The sequence below is a fragment of the Paenibacillus woosongensis genome, from assembly GCF_009725165.1.
Taxonomy (GTDB): Bacteria; Bacillota; Bacilli; order Paenibacillales; family Paenibacillaceae; genus Fontibacillus; species Fontibacillus woosongensis.
Genome location: NZ_WNZW01000001.1, coordinates 585,119 through 607,272 on the forward strand (window position 1 = coordinate 585,119; position 22,154 = coordinate 607,272).

The following is a 22,154-nucleotide window of genomic DNA, read 5'->3' on the forward strand; positions in this document are numbered from 1 at the left end:
AACCTTCTGAGAAAAGGTGAAACTAAAGTGTCTAAACAAAGAGTCTTGCTTTTATCTGAGGGATTCGGAGCCGGTCATACCCAGGCAGCCTATGCGCTTTCCAGCAGTTTACGCAAGCTGGCACCTCACATTCAGACGAAGGTACTGGAGCTTGGCAGCTTTCTGAATCCTAAAATGGCTCCACTGATCATTACAGCATACAAAAAAACGGTATCATCGCAGCCCCGTCTCGTACGCATGATGTACCGCAGCAATTATAAGAGATCCTTGAACCGATTGACGACGGCGGCGCTCCATCGGATATTCTATACCCGCACGACCCAGATTATCCGCCAGCTCCATCCAGGTGTCATTGTATGTACACACCCGATTCCCAGCGCGGTCATCTCGCGCATGAAACGGCTTGGGCTGAACGTCCCCCTCTGTACCGTCATTACGGATTATGACGCGCACGGGACATGGGTCAGCCGGGAGGTGGACTGTTACCTGGTCTCTACCGAGCAGGTCAAAGAGAAGCTGCTCGAGCGCGGGGTGGAAGAGAGGAAAATTCGAATCACCGGGATACCCGTCCACCCGAATTTCTGGGAGCGCCACAGCAAAGAGGACATCCGCCGCCAATTCGCTCTCAAGAACATGCCCACGGTCCTGGTGATGGGCGGAGGCTGGGGGTTTATGAAGGATGAGGCGGTCAACTCGCTGCTTGCGATGCATAGCGATAAGATCCAGGTGATTTTCTGCTTCGGCAGCAATCAAAAATCACTGGAGAAAATGAAGAAAGACCCGCGCTTCATCCATCCGAACATCCGTCTTCTCGGCTTCACCCGGGAAATCGACAAGCTGATGGAAGTATCCGATCTGCTGATTACGAAGCCGGGAGGCATGACCTGCACCGAGGGGCTGGCTAAAGGAATTCCCATGCTGTTCCACAAACCTCTTCCCGGACAGGAAGAAGAGAACTCCCACTATTTTGAATCGCAGGGATGGGGAACCTTGATGAACTCCCTCGACGATATAACCAAATGGATCTATCGCCTGACGGACCGGTACGATGAGGTTGCGCTAGCCCGGGAGAAGGTGCTGGAGCAAATCGCCAAATACCATCCGATGCAAAGCGCGCAGGCGATCATGGACTTGCTGGAAGAGAACAAAGTACATTCCTAAGAGCAGAGAAAATCAAACGCCGAGGCCGCTACACCGCTTTTTAAGTAGCGGGAAACGGCTCCTCATCTCAAGCCAAACAGGCCACCGATAAATCGGTGGCCTGTTGTTATGATTGGCGGTCTGCCTATTAGAACTGCTCCATTTTATGATCGTGATATCGCGCCAATGCCGCTTCTCCAATGATGACCTCACAGCGGTGAATATTCACGCCCTGATTGACGAATTTCGTCTCATACTCCGTCATGACATGCTCTTCATTGATTCCCCCTTGATGCAGGTCCAGCGAAATGTCATTCAGCTGCAGCCCGCATGCCGTAAAGGCGTTCAAAGAGAACTGGAACAGCTCGCGTGAATCCGTCTTGAAATGAATTTCCCCGTTCTCGTTAAGCAAAGAGCGGTATTTCTCCAAAAATCTCGGATGGGTCAGCCTCCGGCGACCATGCTTCTTCTTTGGCCATGGATCGCTGAAATTCAAGTATATCCGCTCGATTTCACCCGGTGCAAAAAACTCCTCGATCGACTCGATATTCCCCAGTGCCAATCTGACGCTCTGAGGCTCCTCCTGCCCCTGCTCCTGCCATATCGCGCGCACCTTCTCGCTGGCCCTGCGAACCAGCTCATCGTACATATCCATGCCTATAAAATTAACATCCGGGTACTTCACGCTCATCCCGCTGATGAATTGTCCTTTGCCCATCCCCAGTTCGATATGAATCGGACGATCGTTGCCAAAAACCTCGGACCAGCGTCCCTTGTATTCCCGTGGATCCAGGACAACGAGATGTTTCTGCTGCTCCAGGTTTTCCCGAATTCCTTTTCTGCCGCGTAAACGCATGTGTATTCCTCCGCTTTCTGTACATCCCTGCGGCTTAAGTCCGCAGAGTTTTCTGATACTGCAATTATTGTGCCGAAGTTCGACCCTCTTGTAAAGGGGAGAAGTGAGAAAAAGGAATCTTGCGGCCGCCGGGGAGACGGTTTGCGCAGATTCCTTTTTCATATATTTGGAATTGGGGTCCAAACCATATTTGTATTACATTCAAAATAACATATTATGTAATCTATCGCAAGAAAGCAGCGGGGTTGGATTCCCATTTTTCCGCATATTTTGATACAATAAAGCAATGGCAATCCCCTGTTAATGCGGCTTAGCGGGGATTGTACCGCTCGTAATTTTTTTGTGACAATATAAAAAAAATTGCGACATTGTAAAGGAGTTATGATGAATATTGAAATTTTTTCCTCTCCGAAGCTGTGGGGAGATAAACGTTTTCACACCTGGAATTACGAAATGCGCGAGGAATTTGGCGAAAAAGTGTTTAAAGTGATGCTTGATGCCGGCTTTACTTGTCCGAATCGCGACGGCTCCATCGCTAAAGGCGGTTGTACGTTCTGCAGCGCCCGAGGCTCCGGCGATTTTGCGGGAAGCAGACGCGACGACTTAGTGACACAATTCAACAAAATTCGCGACAGACAGCATTTAAAATGGCCTCAGGCCAAGTACATCGGCTATTTTCAGGCCTATACGAACACCTATGCTCCGGTCGAGGTACTGAAGGAGTACTACGAGGCCATTCTGGAGCAGCCCGGCGTCGTCGGCTTGTCGATCGCCACCCGGCCGGATTGTTTACCCGACGACGTAGTTGACTACTTGGCCGAGCTCAACGAGCGAACTTATCTATGGGTTGAAATGGGACTTCAGACCGTCCATGAATCCACGTCACAGCTCATTAACCGGGCTCACGACACGCAATGTTACCTGGATGCGGTCGAGAAGCTGCGGAAGCGGGGCATCCGCGTCTGCGCGCATATTATTTACGGCTTACCGCAGGAGACCCATGAAATGATGCTGGATACCGGCCGGGCCGTCGCAGCGATGGATGTGCAGGGGATCAAGATCCACCTGCTGCATCTAATGCGCAAGACACCGATGGTCAAGCAATACGAAGCCGGCCTGCTCCGTTTTCTGGAGAAAGACGAGTATGTGAAGCTCATCGTCGATACGCTGGAATTCCTGCCTCCGGAGATGGTCGTTCACCGTCTGACCGGCGATGCTCCAAGAGATCTTCTCATCGGCCCGACGTGGAGCCTGAGGAAGTGGGAAGTGCTGAACGGGATTGACAGCGAACTGAGACAGCGAGACACCTGGCAAGGGAAATATTGGAGGGGATAATATGGGCTTCATGTCTGTACTTAGCTTTGCCCATAAGCTGATCGGCGAGCGGCTGCAGCCGGGCGAGCCGGCCATTGATGCTACGGCAGGAACTGGCCAGGATACGCTCTTCCTCGCCCGCACCTCCGGCCGAAGGGGACAAGTCTTTGCCTTCGATATTCAGGCCGAGGCGCTGGCTCTCACCCGGCAGAGGCTGGACCGGGAGCAGGACAACCGGCTGGCCGAGGTTACGCTGCTGGAGCGGAGCCATGCCGAGATGGAAGCGGCGCTGCCTGCAGCGGTTCACGGTACGGTAGGCGCGATCATGTTCAACCTCGGTTACCTGCCGGCCGAGGGCGCCGATGCCACAGTCATCACGCTGACGCAAACAACGCTTGCAGCGCTGGAAGCCAGCCTCGGGCTGCTGCGGCCGAAAGGGATCGTGACGATCGTTCTGTATCCCGGGCATCAGGGAGGCGATGAGGAATCAGGCGCCGTCGAGAAATGGGCGGCCTCCCTTCCCCCTTCTGCCGGGCAAGCGATCGTCTACCGGCAAATCCAGAAGCCGGCCGCTCCCTATTTGATCGCCATCGAGAAAAGGTAATGCGGTAAGGTTTCTGAGTAGGATAATCTGTTAAAGATAACCTGTGATAAGTGTTATGTGGTTAGTTTTGTGTGGTTAATAATTTAAATTACGTTTGAACCGTATTTGCCAAATTAACTAGGATTAGAGGGATTGAATATGACCATTCGGAAAATCGAGCATATCGGCATCCGCGTCACCGCGCTGGAGGATTCCATTGAGTTCTATGAGCGGGTGATCGGTCTTAAGCTGCTACATATTATCGGCGAAGTAGAGGATGAACTGCGCCTCGCTTTTCTAGCCTTCCCCGGTCAGGAGAACGTCGAAATTGAATTGATTTACGTCCGCGGGGGCGAAACCCTGCCAAGTGAAGGCCGGGTGCACCATATCGCATTCACCGTCAGCCATATCGAGGAGGAGTACAAACGGATCGCTGAGCTCGGCCTGTCGGGCATGGACCCCGAAATCCGCGCGATTCCAAACGGCAGCCGCCTCTTCTTCTTTAACGGGCCTGACGGGGAACGGATCGAATTCTTTGAACCGGTACATCTAGCGTAATTAACGACTTGATAGAGGGGTGATGCGGTTGCTGGAGCAAACTTTTACTTTCACCAATGATGCGCAAAATGAAGTGTTCGTCTATCATTGGTCCCCGGTGGAGATGGCTGGGGTGCCTCAGGAGGTCGTGCAAAACGAGCTGCAAGGTGTGCTGCAGAGCAGACCGCAAGGCGAACTGCAAGGTGTGCTGCAAATTGCCCACGGCATGGCCGAGACGGCCAAGCGCTACGAGCGCCTGGCTGAAATGCTTACCGCGCGCGGCTGGATTGTCTTTGCGAGCGACCATAGAGGGCATGGTAAGACGGCCGGAACCGAAGCTGAACTGGGCTGCATCGAGAAAGACGGCTTCGGCGGCATGGTGCGGGACATGAGTGCGCTCAGCGGGATCATCCGGGATCGCTACCCCGATTTGCCCCTGTTCCTACTTGGCCACAGCATGGGGTCTTTTCTTACGCAAAAGATGATGTATACCGCGCCGGAACCCTACTCCGGTTTCATCCTGTCCGGAACTAACGGTCCGCGCGGAATGATCAGTTTTGGCGAGAAGCTGGCCCGGCTGCAATGCCTGGTGCAGGGCGAGCGGCATCCCAGCCTCATGCTGAACGCACTTGTCTTTGGTTCCTACAACAAACGCTTTCTGCCGCCCCGTACGCCGTTCGATTGGCTCTCCCGGGATGAAGCGGAGGTAGATAAGTACGTGAATGATCCGCATTGCGGATTTCTGTGCAGCGCCGGTTTCTTTCAGGGATTCTTCTCGTTGTTGCAGGATATTCATCGTCCGCAACGGATGAGAGCCATTCCGAAGGATAAGCCTATCTATATTTTTGGCGGCGACGAGGATCCTGTAGGCCTGCGGGGGGACGGCGTGAAAAAACTGGCCTCTCTGTATAACCTGCTGTTAATCCGGGACGTCGAACTCAAGCTCTATCCAGGGGGCCGCCATGAGATGCTAAACGAGATAAACCGGGAAGAGGTCATGCGCGATCTCGCCGGTTGGCTGGAGCGGCACAAATAAAAGAACCGTCCGGAAAACTACCGGACGGTTCTTTGCACTGTTCTTGATCTAGCTTGCTCGCTCAAACCGCTCAAATTCGGCCAAATACTGCGCGTGCTGAATTGTTAAATTGGTACGTTGCTATTTTGCCATGTTGCCTGGACTAACTGTATTTCTTGCATTTATTTAGCTCTTTTGCGGCACTTTTTTGAAGTTAGCTGTATTTCATGCATCTAAAATGTTGCTTTTAGCCCTTACTCCCCTTTAGACTGCAATCTAACTGCAAGAAATCCATCTAGTCGTATGGGTTCAGCAATCAACTGCGCATTTAAATGCATTAAATGCATTTAGTATCGCTTATTGCTATCGTAATGCTTACTTAATGCCCAATGCTAATGCTTATTGCTCAATAGTTCAAGTTTATTTTAAAATCCACCTATTTTCATTCAATGTTACTGCCAGGTTACACCCTCGCTAGCGGCAACGAAAAATAGAGCGGCTTCTCATCCACCGTCTGCTGATACAGCACGACCAGTAAGCTCGGCTCCATGCTCTTCGCAGAAAGCTCCTTATTCTGCAGAGCATCCTCTAGCCGGAAAGGCAGCTCCTCCAGGACGGCGAACTTCTGCAGTTCGCGCTCGCTCAAATTCCGCCCGGCTAAATGGTACGGGAGAGCTTCCTGCTGTGCGACTAGCTGTTCTGGCTGACTCAGCGGACGCTGGACAAGCTGCTCAGGCTGACCCATCGGATGCCCGTCAAGCTGCTCCGGCTTACCTTCTGGCCGCTCGGCAAGCTCCCCAGACAGTTCCTTCGACTGCCAGGCAAACTTCTCAGCCAGCATGCTCAGATACCTTCCGCGCGAATCCTTCCCAATGCGGTCTTCCCACCAGATTTTGCGCGGCTTGTACTTGTGTCCGAGGAAGTAGTCGAGCTTCATAAGGCCGAGCACGACGTCGGGCGTCTTCAGCTTGCGCTGGCTCAGGAACTCATGCAGGCGGAGGAACAAATCCTCCAACTGGTGCCCGATGCGCTGCCAGCCCTGTTCTTCCCAGTAATCTCCGAATTCCTGAAAGAAGTCGAACGGGGAGTCGAATTCGACCCTCATCAAATAATTCAGCGTATGATCCATCCGGTGCGCATTCCAATATTTTTCCAGCACATCCTCCAGCCGTTTCAAGCGGACGACGTCGGCAAAAGAAAGCACATCGTTGCTAAGCATTTCGTAAGGCGCATGCTCCATATAAACGTAATTGTATTTCGCCGCGTCGTTCCGCAGGCCGGTGCCCCGCAGCATTTTCAAGAATCCGAGCTGCAGCTCCTCTGGGCCTAGCGCGAATACATCGTTAAACGTCTTGCGGAATGTAGCGTAATCCTCCTGCGGCAGTCCGGCGATCAGATCGAGATGCTGCGCGATTTTGCCGCTCTCCTTGACCTTGGTCACGGTGCGGGTCAGCTTCGTGAAGTTCTGACGCCGTTTCACGAGCTCATTCGTCGGATCGTTCGTCGACTGCACCCCGATCTCAAAGCGGAAAATACCGGGCGGCGCATTCTCAGCGAGGTAATCCAGCACCTCGGGCCGCATGATGTCGGCGGTGATCTCAAACTGAAATACGCAGCCGCGATGGTTTTCGATCAGGAATTCGAACATCTCCATTGCATAGCTGCGGTTGATGTTGAACGTCCGGTCGAGGAACTTAATAATTTTGGCGCCGTTATCGATCAGATACAAGATGTCTGACTTTACGCGCTCGATGTCATAGTACCGGACTCCGACCTCGATGCTGGAGAGGCAGAACTGGCAGCTGAACGGGCAGCCCCGGCTCGTCTCGAAATAGACGATGCGTTTGCTGAGATTCGGGATATCCTCGGGAAAACGATGCGGCGAAGGCAGCGTGTTCAGATCCGATTTTGGCCTTCCCGGATTGATGATCACCTCGTCCCCTTTGCGGTAGGCGGTGCCGAATACATAGTGGAACTTCCGGTCCCCGGACAGCTCCTGCAGCAGGTGGTGGAATGTCTCCTCCCCATCCCCCATCACGATGAAGTCCACGCTCTTAACGCGTTCCATCCAGTACTGCGTATCGTAAGACACCTCGGGCCCGCCGAGGACGATGGTCGTCTCGGGCATGACTTTTTTGAGCACGTCAATAACGCGGATTGTCTCTTCGATGTTCCAGATGTAGCAGGAGAACCCGATTACATCGGGCCTGCGCTGGAATAAGTCCGACACGATGTTCATCGTCGGGTCCTTGATCGTATATTCGGCGAGTTCGATGTCAAAATCGTTCCCGCTATAAGCCTTGAGCAGGCGAATCGCCAGAGAGGTGTGGATAAATTTTGCATTCAGCGTAGATAGAATAACCTTCATGATTTCACAGTCCTATTCCATATTTTGAAAAAATTCGAGAAAGGCCCGTCCGTATTTGCGGTACTTCACTTCCCCGACCCCTTTAATGTTCAGCATTTCCGCTTCACTCGCCGGGCAAACAACGCTCATCTCGCGAAGGGTCGCATCGTTGAAAATAATGTACGACGGCACGCGCTCTTTCTCCGCCAGATCCCGGCGGATTAGACGGAGCTGCTCGAATACCGTCTCATTAACAGCAGACGGACCGTCGTCGTACGCCCCTCTGCGGCGGCGGCTGCTTCCGGCGGCCTGGCTTGCTGCCGGCTCGGGCTGGCGCATCATCACTTGATGTTGTCCCTTCAGCACATCAACCGCCAGAGGCTGCAGCCGGACGACCGGATATTGCCCCTCGGACAGGGCCAGATAACCTTCGGCAATAAACACATTGATCAGCTCGGAAATCTCCTTCTCCGTCCGCCTTGGCATCATGCCATAAGTGGGCAGGCTGTCGAAGCCGTATTGCAGCACCTTCTTATTGCGCGAGCCTTTAAGTACGGAAGCAACCAGCGTGACGCCAAAGCGTTCCCTCATCCGGTGGATGCAGGAGAAGACGATTTGCGCGTCCCGGGTCATGTCCACAAGTTCCCGCTCGTCCGTACAGGAGCTGCAAATACCGCAAGGCTTGCGGTCGTGCTTCTCTCCAAAATAATCCAACATGCCCCAGCGCAGGCAGCTGGTCGAATAGCAATATTCGATCATTTGCTGCAGCTTGCGGTATTCATTTCGCTTGCGCCCTTCGTCCTGCGGATTCTGCTCGATCAGAAATTTCTGCGTCATGATGTCCTGGGGGCTGAACAGCAGAATGCACTCGCTCGGCTCACCATCCCGCCCGGCACGGCCGGCCTCCTGCACATAAGCCTCCATATTCTTCGGCATATTATAGTGAATCACGTAACGAACGTTGGACTTGTCGATCCCCATGCCAAAAGCATTCGTTGCGACCATGACGCGAATGTCGTCATAGAGGAACGCTTCCTGGCTCTCCTCACGTTCCTTGTCTGGCAGCCCGGCGTGATATCTTCCCGCCGGAATGCCGCTCTGGCGCAGCCGCTCATACAGATCGTCAACCTCCTTGCGGGTTGCCGCATAGACGATGCCTGGCTGGTGCCCGTGCGCGGACGCATAGTTCAGCACGAACTCACGCTTGTTCTCGCCGCGGAGCACGGACATGGCCAGATTGTCGCGTCCGAGGCCGGTGACGAATACTTCCGGTTCGCGCAGCTGGAGCAGCCGGGTCATGTCATCCATAACCTCCGGCGTAGCCGTCGCCGTAAAGGCCGCCACGATCGGGCGCTCAGGCAGGCCGTTCACAAACGGCGCCACCGCGAGGTAGCTCGTGCGGAAATCATGGCCCCACTGCGACACGCAGTGGGCCTCGTCAACGGCGACACAGGAAATCTGCAGGCTGCCCATCTCTTCGCGGAACCATTCAAGCTCCAGCCGCTCCGGCGCGACGTATAGCAGCTTCAGCTCGCCCCTTCTCGCCGCGCGGATGCGCTCGTTCACTTCCTTGCCGGACAACGTGCTGTTGATATATGCTGCGGATACCCCTGCTGTCGTGAGCGCGTCCACCTGGTCTTTCATGAGCGAGATAAGCGGCGAGACGACGAGCGTAAGGCCTGGCAGCATGAGCGCGGGAATCTGATAGCAGATCGACTTCCCGCCGCCCGTAGGCATAATGCCGAGCGTGTCTGCGCCAGTTAGGACACTCTCTACGATTTTGCGCTGGCCCTCCCGGAAATCCGGATAACCGTAATATTTTTGCAAATATGACTTGGCTTCTTCCATTAAAGTGGATTGCATATTCATTCGAAAATAAGCTCCTTACTTCTCACTATCATTTGTTGCATGTATTCCTTATCCAGTTTACCGGGAGTGAACGCGTTGGGCAAACGATTTTGCAATTTGCAGGAGTTTTATGGGAATTCCGAACGTTTTGGGCGCTTTTCGTCTCTGCGTGGTGGTTGTCCGTTCATCATGGTATATTGGATTTGTAACAATTCACATAAGGATGGAGCTAACTTACTCATGAAGGAATCGTCAAGATCCCATAATCACCATAAAAATAACAACAGCACTGTAAAAAGCAAGCATACCGTAAGCGGGAGCAAGTCTGCCCCAGGCGGATATGCAAAGGCCGAAACTTCCCGGGACGCACAGCCTCAGGCACCGCGCAACACGAGGAAACACGAAGCACGTACAGGAGGGAAGAACTCGCATGGAGGACAGCAGGTACCGCATGGCAGACAGCAGGATGTTCACAACGCCCGGACGAAAAAGCCGCACCAAGCCAAGCCTCATGCATCAGGTGCTGACAAACAACACGTAACCGGCAATGAAAAGTCACACCAGTCCCGCAATGCAAAGACGAAGGCGTCGCGCGATGCCAAATCGTATACGCCACGCGATGCCAAGCAGCAAGCGCCACGCCTTTCTGGACGCGAGCATGCCGAGGAGCTGCGCATCGGCGATCAAATCGTCGTCACAATCAAACGGCTGGGCATCAATGGCGAGGGCGTCGGATACTACCGGCGTAAGGCGGCTTTTATCACGGGAGCTCTGCCGGATGAAGTTGTTCACGCCAAAGTGACCCGGGTCCAGGACAAGTTCATCAACGCAGACATGGTGAAAATCGAAAAACGTTCGCCTCAACGGACAGATGCGCCATGCCCGGTATTCGGTATTTGCGGCGGCTGTCAAATTCAACATATCTCTTATCCAGGCCAGCTAAAGGGCAAGGAAGAGATCGTACGCGAAGCGTTCTCACGCTATGCCGGATTGCAGGAGCTCCGCATGAAGCCGATGCTTGGCATGGAGCACCCTTGGGGCTACCGCAACAAAGCCCAGCTTCAGCTTGGCCTGCAAGAGGAAGGCGTCATCGCCGGACTGTATGCCGCGGATTCACATAAATTGATCGACATTACCGGCTGTCCGATCCAGCATCCGAAGGTGAACGAAGCGGTTGACAGGACGCGCAACGTCCTGCAGCAGTTGGGTATTCCTGTCTATCAGGAGAAGAGCAATCAGGGAATCGTGCGGACAATCGTTGTGCGCTGGGGCTTCCAGTCCGGGCAGCTGCAGGTGACGCTGGTAGCCGCGAACGACCGCATTCCGGGGCTGGATCAGCTTGTGAAGGAACTGCGGCTGGCCATGCCTGAACTGACTAGCATTGCACTGAATGTCAATCCAAAGAACACCTCGCTTGTGTTCGGCAACAAGACGACGATCCTCTGGGGTGCAGATAGCATCGAGGAAGCGCTAGGTGATCTGGAATTCACCCTCTCCCCTCGTGCCTTCTTTCAGCTTAACCCGCTGCAGACGGTCAAGCTGTATGAATCGGTTCGCACGGCGGCCGCGCTCACAGGCAAGGAGGTCGTCGTGGACGCCTATTGCGGCACGGGCACAATCGGGCTATGGCTGGCCCCTTACGCCAGCGAGGTGCGCGGCATCGAGTCGATTGCCGATGCAGTAGAGGACGCCAAGGCAAACGCGGCCCGCAACGGTCGCGACAACACCTCCTTCTACGAAGGTAACGCCGAGGAACTGCTCCCCCGCTGGGTGAAGTCCGGCTTCAAGGCTGACGTCATCATAGCAGACCCACCCCGCACCGGGCTTGACCCGCGCTTTATCGAGGCAGTACTGCGCACGAAGCCAAAACGCTTCGTATACGTCTCCTGCAATCCTTCGACTTTGGCGAAGGACTGTAAAGAGCTGCTGGACGGGGGCTATTCACTGGAATGGGTGCAGCCTGTAGACATGTTTCCGCAGACAAGCCATGTGGAATGCTGCTCACTGTTAGTGCGGAAGGATAATTAAATCGGAGATTCCAGCCAGGCTGAGTGGGCGATTGCTCCAGCGCCTGGCTCCTCCTGTTGCATTACGGCCTTTACGTCCGCAGAAGAACCAACTCTCATTATTTCTTTCAAATGTATACACTTTTCTTAATTTAATCGGTTCCGATATGGAGGGTGCCTGCTGATCGGAGGCCTGCAGCTCTGATCCAGGAAAAACGAGATCTGCAAAATGAATACAAGCAGCCGTGCCAATCTTTTTCACTGCCACCTCTCCTTGATTGCGCTTTAGTTAATAGACGATTAAACAAAAGGCAATTTCCGCAATGCGGATAAATTGCCTTTTGTATCAATTAATTAAATCTTAAATTTCCCGGTTTCTTTTTGTAAATTTTGAGCAAGTTTCGCAAGATGTTCCGAAGCGATGGCCATTTCATTCATTGTTGAAGATTGTTCTTCTGTAATAGCGGATACATTTAACGTGTGTTCGTTTGTTGTTCTTGTTTGGTCATTGATATCTTCTACCGTTACCGTGACATTTTTTAATTTTTCATAAGCGTTTGATGTATTTTGGCTAGTTGTTTCAATCATTTGTTTTAAATCTTGAATAGCGCCTGCAATCGCATCGAACGTTCCCTCCGCTTGTTTTACGGAAATAATACCGTTTTGAGCAATAGAACGGCTTTGTTCCATCATAAGGACAGCTAGATTCATTTCATCTTGAATATTCCGAACAAGGTCTGCAATGTCTTTTGAAGCCACTCCGGTTTGTTCTGCAAGCTTCTTCACTTCACCTGCAACTACGGCAAATCCTTTACCATGTTCGCCTGCTCGTGCTGCTTCAATAGCTGCATTTAGAGACAATAAATTCGTCTGTTCCGTAATCGATGAAATGAATTGACTCATGCTCTCAATTTGTTCCGACTGCTCTTTTAATTTACCCATTAAACTTGCACTTTCTTCTACTTGGGTATGTAATTGTGTTATATCATCAATAAAAGTTCGAATATCCTTCGAGCCGCCTGTGGCAACTTCAGATGTTGAAACAGATTGTTGTACGGCTCCGTTCAACGTCGCTACGACCTGCTGCATATCTTCCGATAATAATGTTGTTACCGATTGTAATTGTTCACTAACAGATTGTTGCTTACTAGTATTTTCTGCGACATCTTGCATTGAAACAGCTACTGCCATTACCGATTGATTTACTTCCTGTACACTCGCTGTTAATTCTTCCGCAGTTGATGCAACCACTTCGGATTCTTTTGAAACCGCTTTCAACATATCTCCTAATGCTTGGACAGAACTGTTATAGTAATTGGCCATCTCTCCAAATTCATCTTTTGTCTCGACGGATAAAGTTTTCGTTAAATCCCCGTTTGCAAGATTACCTAAATTCTCATTAATATTTCTTACTTCACTGCGAATATATCTTGCAATGACAAGTACGAACAAAGACATTAATACGACTAATACCGTACTTACAGCAAACTGTTGATAAGTCATCTTTTGTTGCGCACTAAACAGTTCTTTCGTTGGCACAAGTAATACTACTTTCCATGGCATACCGTTAACTTGCTGATATTGGATGAAATGTCCTTCACCATCTATCTTCGTCTGGATCAAAGCTGTATCATTTCCTAATTGTTCAAGTGGAATATTTAAATAGTCTTGAATCGTTTCCGTATTGACTTTTTCTTTATCGGGATGAGTTAAGAAAGTACCTCTATCATCAATTAAAAAAGCATATCCGCTTTCTCTAATTTTGATATCTGAGACAATGGACTGAATCGAATTAAGGATGTAATCACCCGTAATGACTCCGATTGGCTTCGAATCATCTGCCACTTGTACGCTAAATGAAATGAACATTTCCCCAGATGCTTCATCAAAGTAAGGTTCCGTATGTTTAACTTGTTTAGCAGTTAATCCTCCTGTATACCATTCTTGTTTATAAAAATCATAGGAAGGCTCTTCATAAATATCGGTGTAAACGGCCTTCTCCTCGTCTTTATATATATAGGGGCCAAATATTTCTCCATTTGCGGCTTCCTTTTCAAGCCATAGTCCCATTCCGTAGGTTTCTTTATTTAATGGAAGTATCTGCTCTACTAAACTGGCGAATTTTTCTCTAGTCATTAAAGTATCTGAAGCTTCCACAGCTGACTTTACACTGTAAATCAGTTGATTATGCGCATTAACTTTGTTTTCAACGGTATCAGTTACATTTTCAGCAAGTAAAGACATTTCATTTTCAACCATTTTTTCGATTTCATTTGAAGTAATCTGATGATTCATGATTGCCATGCCGATTAAGAAGACTGCAACAATCGGGATTAAAATTCCGATTTTCGCAAAAAGCTTCAAATTACCTAACACCTTTTTCATAAATCGTTCTGACCTCCCTTAGTTGTAATTGATTAATGCTACTTATCTACTAGTATATAAAAAACAAAGAGCAAAAGGGTATCTAAATCGACTCTTTTACCTTTACTATAAAACTTCATAAGTGTCTGAATAACCATGGAATTCAACGTGTACGATATGGGGAGTGAGCAATCTGTCGCAAAGCTCATGATATGTTGAAAAACGGGCACTATCGCTATTAAAGAGGACTAGATGGAAGTCGACTAGTGTTCAACTCATTCTAGTCGAATATTCATATATAAATTCGCTCCGGGAGAGAAAATCTGTAAATGTATATGAAATTTCATATATATTCAACCATTTAACCGTAATTCGGCTTATTATATTCGAAATATCGAATACATTCTCAGGAGAGCAACGGGATGACGCATGAGTCAGCAGAATGTGATCTGTACAACACAGAATGCCTCTGCACATTGTGAATTAATTTCAAATGGACAACTGTTCATAGCTGTATATGAGGCCCCAAAAATTGCGATACAAGTAAAAAAAACAGCTTGGCAAACCATGGCATTTAATGTATACGATATGGTAGTGAGGATTCCGTCCGCAAAGCTTATGCTGTACTGAGAAATGGTGATACAGTTATTGATCCTTTAGGCCCTTGTGGCAAACACCGTACTATTCTAATCCCGCAACTCCAGCAATCAATAAGCTAAGAAAGTTTTCCTTATTACTCAATGGCAAAAGGGGGATTACCTATCTTTCAAAAACTAAAACAAATTGCAAAACAGCTCAAGTCCAATTTGATTGTACTGTATCTGTCTTACAGAGATCCTAGAGTGAAATGGTACGCAAAATGGTTTACATTGTGTGTTGTGGCTTATGCGTTCAGTCCTATCGACTTCATCCCCGATTTCATCCCGGTTCTAGGCTATGTCGACGATTTAATCATTGTCCCACTGGGCATCGTTCTAGCCCTTAAGATGATACCTCGAGATGTAATTGAAGAAAACAAAATTAAGGCACAGGAAATTCAAGGTAAGCCCAAGAATTGGTTTACAGCTGCCTTGTTCATCCTTGTTTGGGTGCTGCTTGCGTTTTGGATTGCGTTATATGTCTATAATAAGTTCAGGTAGACAAAATAGAAAAGGAGAGTCGAACATGACAAAAAACAGTGATATCAGCAATAAAAAAGAGCTGTCACCGGAGCAACGCGAAGTACTGCTCAACACATTGAAAGCCCGTTTTGACAAAAACATAGACCGCCATAAAACTCTAGAATGGGCTAATGTACAAGCAAAGCTGGAGGCTAATATAGAAAAACTGTGGTCGCTCCATGAGATGGAACATACCGGGGGCGAACCGGATGTCGTCGGTTTTGACAATAAGACGGGCGAATACATTTTTTATGATTGTTCCGCGGAAAGTCCAAAGGGCCGCCGAAGTGTCTGCTATGACCATGAGGCGCTGGAGTCAAGGAAACAACACAAACCTGAAAATAGCGCTGTGGGGATGGCAGCTGCCATGGGTATTGAGCTGTTGACGGAAGAACAATACCGGGAGCTGCAGAAGCTTGGAAATTTCGATATGAAAACATCAAGCTGGATAATAACACCTGCCAGCATTAGAAAACTCGGGGGAGCCCTCTTTGGCGATCGTCGCTACGACACGGTCTTTATATACCACAATGGAGCAGAATCCTATTATGCCGCAAGGGGATTTCGCGGTTCGCTGAGGGTGTAAATCTTGAACAGACACTGAAAGGCTGCTTTTTTGAAGCAGCCTTGTTTCATAGAGATCCTTAAATAGTCAAAGGCTATTATTCCTGAGTATGGTTAAGGTAGTATTGCAATGACTGATATGGTGCCATCTTAACTGCATTTCTTAATAACTGAAATACTCCTCTAGGGTTAGCAATGTACTCATTAGGAGATAAAACCTGAATTAACTCTGTAGAAATATCATCGAAGGTAGGTATATTGGTTTCCTGCTTTAGAGACATTACATATTTCTTTAATACATTTTTTATTTCATTAAATTGCTTCTCATTTAAGCCATTTGCAATTATCCAATCCCAGAGACGATATTGTTCCGGTTCAAGAGTAATTTGGCGCAATAAGCTCACATATAATTCCAGACGTTGCACCTTTTCTTCTAAAGACTCCGTCAGTATAATCACCCACTTATTTTATAGAAATATAAAGACCAGCAGATTCGCGATCGTACTGCTTTCTTCTAATTGATCACTCAGCAATGCTATAAATTCTATAATGAATTACATATTTTAACAAGTAATGTTTTGAGATGAACTGCCCTAATTGCGTTTCACATGAACATCGCCATGGATATGCCGGGTGATCACTCGCGTCCGCCTCCCCATCCTCGCACAGCTCGTCGTTTTAATGCGCAATCATTTCTTTGGCGATTTCCTCTCCGCTTAAATTTGACCGATAGTAGGTCGGCCAATTTGATAACTGCTTCAACAGCGTCTCATGGTCCGCATCCCCGAAATACATATGATAATGCTCTGCCTTTGTCGGATAAATGCTATGGTCGCTGAATTGGACATGCGCCGGCAAACCGTCTGCTTCCCCGGCAAGGTCAAATAAATAGCGAACGCCTCTGTTTCCGGAATCATAAGTCAATATTTCATATCCATGATATTTATATTCTCCGGTTTTTCCTTCTCCATTTCTATAAAAGGTTATCGTGTTGTCCTGAATGACGATGCGTTCAACATCTGTCTCATACCCCATCGAATAGTATTCCTTATATTCTTCAAAGGATTTATCTTTGTTTGTCTCAGCTTTATTATGTAAAACCGTATCTAAGCTCCCATCCAGCAAGTATGGATATACCGATTGCCAATCCCCTTCCCAGTCGGACAGTTCCCGGTCACTAACTTCCTTGTCTTCAAATTTTCCTGCATATATTTCTTTTAGCTTCTCATCGTCATGGTGATGAGTATCATGTTCGTGGTCATGGTCGTGGTCGTGGTCATGGTTATGACCAACGCTATCGTGATTTTTACGGGTAGCTTCTACTAACTCAGAAGATATAGATGCCTCTTCGATTGGAGTACCTGTTTCTTGACAAGCAGTAAGCAGCGCAACTACTAAAAAGAACACAGCTATAGATTTGATAAATCCAAATTTCATAAAATAATCTCTCCTTTTCCTGTTTTGGGTAAATCGTAATGATTACTATTTATGCAATAGCGAATATACTACGTTTTGAATTTTATGTCAATATTAATTGTAATTATTACGATTTAAAAATACTTATTTTCACCATGATAAGAAGTATCCCCCTTCAACGAATAAGAAAATTATGCGTAATTGATTGGACAATCATTTTAAGCCGGTTAACTTTGATACCCACAAAAAAGACCGCGTTTTATCAACGCGGACTATGTCTTGATGTAATGAAGTAAAGAAACCACACCGCATGATTTTGTTCATCGGCGGATGCGCGCTTGAAACGCTCTTTAATGTAGGGGTCGGCAGCTTTATCGGCGACATCCAAATAAAAATCTACCGTTTCTTGTTCGTCTTTGAATGCAAAGTGGAGTCCGGCTGCATATTCTGAAGGGCATTCTTCAGTGATGTGTGGAACAGGCTGCATGCCCGTTAACGAAGTATATATCTGGGAGAAGGTTTGAAAATGCCCAATCTCGTCTTGCCGTATTTCCAGAATTCTGTTTCGTTCCTCTTCATGGGGAGCCATTCCTGCCAACTGCTCATAACATGAAATAGCGGAGTATTCTCCATTAATTGCCCGTTCAATGTCTGCAACTAATCCGGTATCCTTTCGGTAATAATTCGTGTAATACACGTTTCAGCCACCCTTCCACAGTATTCTGACTTAACATATTCAGTTCATTAGGCGATGGTGTATTTTTTGAAAATCTTCAGAGTTAGTCTCTTTAACAACCCAAAAAAGTAATTGTTAAAATCAGGTATATTTGATATAAACATAATAGGTAACAAATGTATGTGTAACTGGCGTAAACGTGGAGAACCACGAGGAAGCACATATGCTCATATTAGCCGTACGCCTGGGCAAAGTGTTTGGTTTAGCGACCAGATGCTTTTTTTATTTCATCCGAAAGGTCAGGTGTTTATTAATGAAAATGGCTTTCATTGTATTTGACCAGATGACTACGCTTGATTTGGTTGGCTTTTATGATGCTGTAACCCGAATGAGAATTCTAAACGCCATGGATCATGTACAGTGGGACTTTTGTTCCAATAAAGAAGAAATCAAAGATGACCGGGGATTAACCCTCAAGATTGAACATGTATCCCCAGACCTGTCGGGGTATGATCTAATCTTTATCCCTGGAGGCTTTTCCACAAGGCAGCTTAGGTATGACTCCGCATTTATTTCATGGATTCAAACCGCAAGAGAGGTAGAATATAAAGTGTCTGTTTGTACGGGGGCTTTGATTTTAGGGGCGGCAGGGTTTCTGGAAGGCAAAAGAGCAACTACCAATCCCTCCGCTTACGAGCTGTTGGCTCCTTACTGCTCTGAAGTCGTGAGGGAACGTTTCATCAGGGACGGAAACATATTTACAGGCGGCGGAGTATCGGCTTCCATCGACTTGGGGTTATACTTAGTGGAGTCACTTACGGGGAAAGAGATTGCCCGGGAAATTCAAGAGCAAATGCATTACCCATACTATAATTCGCCATTTTGAAGCATGCGGCGCAGATCACTTCCACTGCTGTAAGACGCCGCCGTATGGACACCGTGTACCTCTTAGTTCTTCTGCAGCAGGTCACTTGCTCTTCTCCGTGCCAGCAAAGTAATTGTCTTCATCATCCGCAATGTTGAACACTCGGCCGCTAGGCATATTTACGATCTCTCCGACCTTGATATTTTTACTGATCAAGTCTTTGTGCAATTCAATCGAGATTCACCGTGAAGAATATTTAGGGCGGCGCACCCAGCTTCAGGCCCGGTGACATTTTGGCAACGAACTCTTTATTATGCAAAATAAGGCTAGAATTGTCATTCCATTCATCGCAAGCAAGGAGGATATCTTCATCTTTAAGACGATAAGCTATTTGCAGTTTGGCACCCCTATTCAACGTCAAGCCTATAAGGCCATAAATGAACTGAGCATTATTAACGATATGGCTAAATACAATCCCGTTTTATGCGGAACGATCCCTATCTCCATTGATGTATACCATTCGGATTTGGATATGATCATGGAAGTTCACGAGCCTGATATTTTCAAAAAAGAGGTCCAGCTTCTGTACGGCCATTTGTCCGGATTTGTCATCAACGAATTGACCGTTAATCATATTCCGACGATTATGGCCAACTTTCGCTTTGAGGGCTTTGAATTCGAACTATTCGGGCAGGCGAAACCGGTCGAACAGCAAAACGCCTATCTTCATATGATTGTGGAACACCACCTTCTCACTGCAAATCCTCACTACAGAGCAGCTGTCATCCGCTTAAAAGAACAAGGCATGAAGACAGAACCGGCATTCGCTCAGGTTCTTGGCTTGGATGGAGACCCTTACAAAGAGCTTTTGACCTACGGAAGGGCATTAGGGATCATCCGCTAAAAAATATCCTATTGCATTTCTTGCTGTTTTGTAATACATTCATTGAGGGGTCAATCATTGACCCCTCAATCAAAAGTAACATGTTTATCCAACACCAAGGCAGAACCGTGGGTTATAGCACCTAGGAGGTCATTACATGAGTTGCTCCATTTCGGATCAAGAACGCGTTTTGTTTCTGCTAAGAGAGCTTTGCAATCAGTTTGGCCCAAAGTTTGAGCGCAACACCAATATGAGCTTGTCCCGATATGAGCTGCTGCATCAATTGTTTGAGACGGACGAGATGACACAGTCCACCCTGCAGAAATCGGTCAATATCGACAATGCGGCTATTACCCGTCATTTGAAGCAGCTGGAGTCCCAGGGAATGGTGGCCAGACGGAGAAATCCTTCCGACCATCGGGAGACTTTTGTCAGCCTGACCAGTGAAGGCCGGGAGCAAATTCTGAGCTGCAGCACGGAAAAACGTTGTTTTGTCGATCAAATGCTGCAGGGGTTCAGCCCGGAGGAGCTCCGTGCATTAACCGGCATGTTGACGCGGATTCAAGGCAATATCAGTAAATATTAAATAGATAGGAGAGAAATTATATGAGTACAATTACTGCTAAAGATTTTAAAGAAATCGTCCTCGGACGCCGTTCTGTAAAAAACTATGACCCTGCCGTAAAAATCAGCCGCGAGGAGATGACCGAGATTCTGGCGGAAGCGACCACCGCTCCTTCCTCGATCAATATGCAGCCTTGGCGCTTCGTTGTCATCGATACGCCGGAGGGCAAAGCTAAGTTGGCTGAACTGGCGATGTACAATACGAATCAGGTCAACACCTCAGCAGCTGTGATCGCCGTATTCGGCGACATGAAGTGCATTGAAAATGCCGATGAGATCTATGGAAAATCGGTAGAGCTTGGCTACATGCCCGAGGATGTTAAAGAAAAGCTGGTCGCTTCCTTCAAGCCGATGTATGAAAATTTGCCCGAACAGAATATGCGGGACATTGTGCTGATTGATGCCAGTCTCGTATCGATGCAGCTGATGCTCGTTGCTCGTGCCCATGGCTACGACACGAATCCGATCGGCGGATATGATAAACAGCAAATTGCCGAAGCCTTTGGTCTTGAGAAAGAGCGCTATGTTCCTATCATGCTAATTTCCATCGGCAAGGCAGCCACTGAAGGCCGCCCTTCCTACCGTCTGCCGGTTGAGGCGGTAACGACCTGGAAGTAATCATGTCCTGAAAGGTGTGCTCCCTATGAACATTTCCATATTAGGCGCAACAGGCCGCGTAGGCCGGCAGATTGCAGCGCTTGCCCTTCAAGATGGCCATCAGGTGACCGCGCTCGTTCGCGATCCAGACAAAATAGCAATTATGGAAAAGCAGCTAACACTCGTGAAGGGGAATGCTCTAAATAAGGAGAATATCGCCCGCGTTCTGCATGGCCAGAATGTTGTATTCAGCGCGCTGAGCACGGATGGTTCGACCACATTATCCGCCTCAATGCCGCTCATCATCGAAGCGATGTACAAGGAGGGCATCAAGCGGATTATTACGATCGGTACGGCGGGTATTCTGCAGAGCAGAGCCCAGCCCCATTTGCTGCGTTACGAGTCCGCTGAATCCAAACGAAAGCTTACTCGTGCTGCCGAGGAACATCACAAGGCGTACGAATTGCTCCGGCAATCTAGGCTTGACTGGACCATCGTTTGCCCTACCTATTTGCCTGAGGGGAAACATGTAGGAGCATACCGCGTGGAACGCGATTTCCTGCCTGAAGGCGGATCAGAAATATCGGTATCGGATACGGCAGAATTCGCTTACAGGCAAATCGGGGATAAAACCTATATCCGGGCACGCGCCGGAATCGCTTACTAATTGACGAGAAAAGGATAGGGTCCTTAGCAGCTCGCTAAGCGGACTCTATCCTTTTCTAAATGCCCCATCCATTTTAATGGACGGGCCCCCTCTCTTCTTTTACCTTAATAAAAGAAAAGTCAATATAATCGCCCCGCCAATGAACAGCGTCATCAGCACGAACGGCAGCGCTGTCAGCGTAATCCCCGCAATCGCCGTCCCTCGGCCTTTGGTCGAACGTCTGGCCCGAATTCCCAAGATAAAACCGACGGTATTAACGATATAAGCAAGGACAATGGTGAACATCGTGCCTGGCGAAGTCGTATACGAATACTGTGAATCCATGTTCAGCTTGATGCAGGACAATAGGAATAACAACATCCCGAAAATGCCGAAAATGAGCGATACGACGGCTTGCCCCAGCCGGTCAACAGGCTGCTTCTTCTTGCCGCCCTTCTTCCCCTTCCCCTGCACTTGGCCTACTGCCGCTTGGCTTCCGCTTGCTCTGTTCATGGAGCCTCCCGCTGTACCGGATGGATTGCCGGCCATTCTGCGATCCTGCGCCTGACTGCCTCCTGATCCTGATCCACGCGATGGCTGAAGCGGAGTTCTGTGGTTTGGCTGCACTCCTCTAGCAACTCCTTTCTGACTATAATGTATGTAGGTTTAAAGAACTATGTTTGATTCGACAAAGCAGTTGAAAATCCTTTTTC

The 22,154-nt window shown here is 48.6% G+C and carries 22 protein-coding genes, 1 pseudogene and 1 riboswitch; of the genes and pseudogenes, 13 read left to right on the top strand and 10 right to left on the bottom strand.

The genetic code is table 11. The features are described from left to right. The first annotated feature begins 27 nt into the window (after positions 1-27). Complete coding sequence (locus GNP95_RS02860) at positions 28-1,161, top strand: MGDG synthase family glycosyltransferase (RefSeq protein WP_330163241.1); 1,134 nt, start codon at positions 28-30, stop codon at positions 1,159-1,161. Positions 1,162-1,288: 127 nt separating this feature from the next. Here the strand turns inward: GNP95_RS02860 and trmB are convergent, their stop codons facing one another. After that, positions 1,289-1,996, bottom strand: a complete 708-nt coding sequence (gene trmB, locus GNP95_RS02865; protein WP_155609377.1) for a tRNA (guanosine(46)-N7)-methyltransferase TrmB — start codon at positions 1,994-1,996, stop codon at positions 1,289-1,291. A 384-nt stretch (positions 1,997-2,380) separates the two neighbouring features. On the opposite strand from trmB, the gene mnmL reads away from it, so the two are divergent. The 4 genes from mnmL (at position 2,381) to GNP95_RS02885 (ending at position 5,466) form a co-directional block, all read left to right on the top strand. Further along, on the top strand, positions 2,381-3,331 hold the full coding sequence (gene mnmL, locus GNP95_RS02870) for a tRNA modification radical SAM protein MnmL/YtqA (RefSeq protein WP_155609378.1): 951 nt from the start codon (positions 2,381-2,383) through the stop codon (positions 3,329-3,331). A 1-nt stretch (position 3,332) separates the two neighbouring features. Continuing rightward, a complete protein-coding gene (gene mnmM, locus GNP95_RS02875; protein ID WP_155609379.1) occupies positions 3,333-3,914 on the top strand; it encodes a tRNA 5-(aminomethyl)-2-thiouridylate-methyltransferase MnmM in 582 nt (193 codons plus the stop codon). A gap of 138 nt (positions 3,915-4,052) precedes the next feature. Next, complete coding sequence (locus GNP95_RS02880) at positions 4,053-4,451, top strand: VOC family protein (RefSeq protein ID WP_155609380.1); 399 nt, start codon at positions 4,053-4,055, stop codon at positions 4,449-4,451. A 28-nt stretch (positions 4,452-4,479) separates the two neighbouring features. Beyond that, positions 4,480-5,466: an alpha/beta hydrolase gene (locus GNP95_RS02885; protein ID WP_155609381.1), complete on the top strand. Its 987-nt coding sequence runs from the start codon at positions 4,480-4,482 to the stop codon at positions 5,464-5,466. A 442-nt stretch (positions 5,467-5,908) separates the two neighbouring features. On the opposite strand, the gene GNP95_RS02890 is transcribed toward GNP95_RS02885, so the two are convergent. Beyond that, positions 5,909-7,813 carry a B12-binding domain-containing radical SAM protein gene (locus GNP95_RS02890; protein WP_155609382.1) on the bottom strand — a complete coding sequence of 635 codons (1,905 nt, stop codon included), beginning with the start codon at positions 7,811-7,813 and terminating at the stop codon, positions 5,909-5,911. Between the two features lie 12 nt (positions 7,814-7,825). Beyond that, entirely contained in the window at positions 7,826-9,661 is a 1,836-nt protein-coding gene (gene recQ, locus GNP95_RS02895) for a DNA helicase RecQ (RefSeq protein ID WP_155609383.1), read from the bottom strand. 219 nt (positions 9,662-9,880) lie between these two features. Between recQ and rlmD the strand changes: the two genes are divergently transcribed. Further along, entirely contained in the window at positions 9,881-11,668 is a 1,788-nt protein-coding gene (gene rlmD / locus GNP95_RS02900) for a 23S rRNA (uracil(1939)-C(5))-methyltransferase RlmD (RefSeq protein ID WP_330163242.1), read from the top strand. Here the strand turns inward: rlmD and GNP95_RS02905 are convergent. Both GNP95_RS02905 and GNP95_RS02910 read right to left on the bottom strand, forming a co-directional pair. Then, positions 11,648-11,908 (bottom strand): hypothetical protein, encoded by a 261-nt coding sequence (locus GNP95_RS02905; protein ID WP_155609384.1) that lies wholly within the window; start codon positions 11,906-11,908, stop codon positions 11,648-11,650. The two genes, rlmD and GNP95_RS02905, sit on opposite strands and share 21 nt — an antisense overlap. Before the next feature lie 92 nt (positions 11,909-12,000). Beyond that, positions 12,001-14,031, bottom strand: a complete 2,031-nt coding sequence (locus tag GNP95_RS02910) for a methyl-accepting chemotaxis protein (protein WP_155609385.1) — start codon at positions 14,029-14,031, stop codon at positions 12,001-12,003. Positions 14,032-14,750: 719 nt separating this feature from the next. On the opposite strand from GNP95_RS02910, the gene GNP95_RS02915 reads away from it, so the two are divergent. Both GNP95_RS02915 and GNP95_RS02920 read left to right on the top strand, forming a co-directional pair. Then, positions 14,751-15,149 carry a YkvA family protein gene (locus GNP95_RS02915; RefSeq protein WP_155609386.1) on the top strand — a complete coding sequence of 133 codons (399 nt, stop codon included), beginning with the start codon at positions 14,751-14,753 and terminating at the stop codon, positions 15,147-15,149. Positions 15,150-15,174: 25 nt separating this feature from the next. Further along, on the top strand, positions 15,175-15,756 hold the full coding sequence (locus GNP95_RS02920; RefSeq protein ID WP_155609387.1) for a DUF4256 domain-containing protein: 582 nt from the start codon (positions 15,175-15,177) through the stop codon (positions 15,754-15,756). Positions 15,757-15,832: 76 nt separating this feature from the next. Here GNP95_RS02920 and GNP95_RS02925 read toward each other — a convergent pair whose 3' ends face one another. The 3 genes from GNP95_RS02925 to GNP95_RS02935 form a co-directional block, all read right to left on the bottom strand. Then, positions 15,833-16,192, bottom strand: a complete 360-nt coding sequence (locus GNP95_RS02925; protein WP_155609388.1) for a DUF1878 family protein — start codon at positions 16,190-16,192, stop codon at positions 15,833-15,835. Between the two features lie 220 nt (positions 16,193-16,412). Then, positions 16,413-17,171, bottom strand: coding sequence for a metal-binding protein ZinT (locus tag GNP95_RS02930; protein WP_155609389.1), 759 nt, complete (start codon positions 17,169-17,171; stop codon positions 16,413-16,415). Positions 17,172-17,412: 241 nt separating this feature from the next. Further along, positions 17,413-17,847 carry a ferritin-like domain-containing protein gene (locus GNP95_RS02935; RefSeq protein ID WP_330163243.1) on the bottom strand — a complete coding sequence of 145 codons (435 nt, stop codon included), beginning with the start codon at positions 17,845-17,847 and terminating at the stop codon, positions 17,413-17,415. A gap of 153 nt (positions 17,848-18,000) precedes the next feature. Beyond that, positions 18,001-18,083: riboswitch (ZMP/ZTP riboswitch) on the top strand. A gap of 56 nt (positions 18,084-18,139) precedes the next feature. On the opposite strand from GNP95_RS02935, the gene GNP95_RS02940 reads away from it, so the two are divergent. Then, positions 18,140-18,712: a DJ-1/PfpI family protein gene (locus tag GNP95_RS02940; RefSeq protein WP_155609390.1), complete on the top strand. Its 573-nt coding sequence runs from the start codon at positions 18,140-18,142 to the stop codon at positions 18,710-18,712. 81 nt (positions 18,713-18,793) lie between these two features. Here GNP95_RS02940 and GNP95_RS02945 read toward each other — a convergent pair. After that, positions 18,794-19,022: pseudogene (locus tag GNP95_RS02945) on the bottom strand (VOC family protein); the annotation flags it as partial. Between the two features lie 39 nt (positions 19,023-19,061). On the opposite strand from GNP95_RS02945, the gene GNP95_RS02950 reads away from it, so the two are divergent. From GNP95_RS02950 to GNP95_RS02965, 4 genes are all read left to right on the top strand, one after another. Continuing rightward, positions 19,062-19,595: a DUF4269 domain-containing protein gene (locus tag GNP95_RS02950; protein WP_330163286.1), complete on the top strand. Its 534-nt coding sequence runs from the start codon at positions 19,062-19,064 to the stop codon at positions 19,593-19,595. Between the two features lie 136 nt (positions 19,596-19,731). Continuing rightward, a complete protein-coding gene (locus tag GNP95_RS02955; RefSeq protein WP_155609392.1) occupies positions 19,732-20,160 on the top strand; it encodes a MarR family winged helix-turn-helix transcriptional regulator in 429 nt (142 codons plus the stop codon). Between the two features lie 20 nt (positions 20,161-20,180). Further along, positions 20,181-20,816 carry a nitroreductase family protein gene (locus tag GNP95_RS02960; RefSeq protein WP_155609393.1) on the top strand — a complete coding sequence of 212 codons (636 nt, stop codon included), beginning with the start codon at positions 20,181-20,183 and terminating at the stop codon, positions 20,814-20,816. A gap of 25 nt (positions 20,817-20,841) precedes the next feature. Next, positions 20,842-21,462, top strand: coding sequence for an NAD(P)-dependent oxidoreductase (locus tag GNP95_RS02965; RefSeq protein ID WP_155609394.1), 621 nt, complete (start codon positions 20,842-20,844; stop codon positions 21,460-21,462). A gap of 99 nt (positions 21,463-21,561) precedes the next feature. Here GNP95_RS02965 and GNP95_RS25670 read toward each other — a convergent pair whose 3' ends face one another. Further along, positions 21,562-22,068: a hypothetical protein gene (locus GNP95_RS25670; protein WP_196427051.1), complete on the bottom strand. Its 507-nt coding sequence runs from the start codon at positions 22,066-22,068 to the stop codon at positions 21,562-21,564. Positions 22,069-22,154 lie beyond the last annotated feature (86 nt).

What these genes read in the sequence shown, in the direction of transcription:
- mnmM (WP_155609379.1), top strand. Translation starts at nt 3,333, where the DNA reads ATGGGCTTCATGTCTGTACTTAGCTTTGCCCATAAGCTGATCGGCGAG.
- GNP95_RS02960 (WP_155609393.1), top strand. Translation starts at nt 20,181, where the DNA reads ATGAGTACAATTACTGCTAAAGATTTTAAAGAAATCGTCCTCGGACGC.
- GNP95_RS02880 (WP_155609380.1), top strand. Translation starts at nt 4,053, where the DNA reads ATGACCATTCGGAAAATCGAGCATATCGGCATCCGCGTCACCGCGCTG.
- GNP95_RS02965 (WP_155609394.1), top strand. Translation starts at nt 20,842, where the DNA reads ATGAACATTTCCATATTAGGCGCAACAGGCCGCGTAGGCCGGCAGATT.
- rlmD (WP_330163242.1), top strand. Translation starts at nt 9,881, where the DNA reads ATGAAGGAATCGTCAAGATCCCATAATCACCATAAAAATAACAACAGC.
- GNP95_RS02930 (WP_155609389.1), bottom strand. Translation starts at nt 17,171, where the DNA reads ATGAAATTTGGATTTATCAAATCTATAGCTGTGTTCTTTTTAGTAGTT.
- GNP95_RS02940 (WP_155609390.1), top strand. Translation starts at nt 18,140, where the DNA reads ATGAAAATGGCTTTCATTGTATTTGACCAGATGACTACGCTTGATTTG.
- recQ (WP_155609383.1), bottom strand. Translation starts at nt 9,661, where the DNA reads ATGAATATGCAATCCACTTTAATGGAAGAAGCCAAGTCATATTTGCAA.
- mnmL (WP_155609378.1), top strand. Translation starts at nt 2,381, where the DNA reads ATGAATATTGAAATTTTTTCCTCTCCGAAGCTGTGGGGAGATAAACGT.
- GNP95_RS02920 (WP_155609387.1), top strand. Translation starts at nt 15,175, where the DNA reads ATGACAAAAAACAGTGATATCAGCAATAAAAAAGAGCTGTCACCGGAG.
- trmB (WP_155609377.1), bottom strand. Translation starts at nt 1,996, where the DNA reads ATGCGTTTACGCGGCAGAAAAGGAATTCGGGAAAACCTGGAGCAGCAG.
- GNP95_RS02890 (WP_155609382.1), bottom strand. Translation starts at nt 7,813, where the DNA reads ATGAAGGTTATTCTATCTACGCTGAATGCAAAATTTATCCACACCTCT.
- GNP95_RS02955 (WP_155609392.1), top strand. Translation starts at nt 19,732, where the DNA reads ATGAGTTGCTCCATTTCGGATCAAGAACGCGTTTTGTTTCTGCTAAGA.
- GNP95_RS02915 (WP_155609386.1), top strand. Translation starts at nt 14,751, where the DNA reads ATGGCAAAAGGGGGATTACCTATCTTTCAAAAACTAAAACAAATTGCA.
- GNP95_RS02910 (WP_155609385.1), bottom strand. Translation starts at nt 14,031, where the DNA reads ATGAAAAAGGTGTTAGGTAATTTGAAGCTTTTTGCGAAAATCGGAATT.